This window comes from Micrococcus sp. KRD096, assembly GCF_017168495.1.
Classification (GTDB): Bacteria; Actinomycetota; Actinomycetes; order Actinomycetales; family Micrococcaceae; genus Micrococcus; species Micrococcus luteus.
On the sequence record NZ_JABFAY010000037.1, the window covers coordinates 1 to 465 of the forward strand.

General features: G+C 70.8%; 1 protein-coding gene. It reads left to right on the forward strand.

Translation table 11 applies throughout. The annotated features are described in order from the left end of the window. Positions 1-145: 145 nt before the first annotated feature. Entirely contained in the window at positions 146-355 is a 210-nt protein-coding gene (locus tag J1M41_RS11245) for a hypothetical protein (protein WP_206451768.1), read from the forward strand. Positions 356-465 lie beyond the last annotated feature (110 nt).

Below are 465 nucleotides of genomic sequence, written 5' to 3' on the forward strand. Positions count from 1 at the left end.
GCCGTGCTCGCCGCGGCCGTGCTGGCCGACGAGTTCGACACCGATGCGGCCACGTGCGCGATAGACCCCGACCTCGACCCCTCCTACGCGGACGGCGCACGAGACACCGCCGCCCGCATCCGCGCCGCACTGAACGGAGAGAACCATGCCTGACCTCACCCCCGACCACCCCGCCGTCGAAGCGGCGAGCAAGGCATGGGGCGACTCTGCCCCCACCACAACCTCCCTGTGGACCGGGATGAGCGAACACCGTCGAGACCTCGTGAGGGCACGCATGGCCGAAGCACTCAAGGCCGCGCTCCCGCACCTGACCGCTGAGAGGGACGCGCTCGCGGGCGTTGAGGGCGAGGGCTGATGCCGTGGCTGAAGGTCTCGGACGCCAGCGCGACTCACCCGATCGCGCTGGCGGCCATGGAGGCCGACGACGCGGACGACCGCATCGTCAACGAGCTCTTCGGGTTCGTG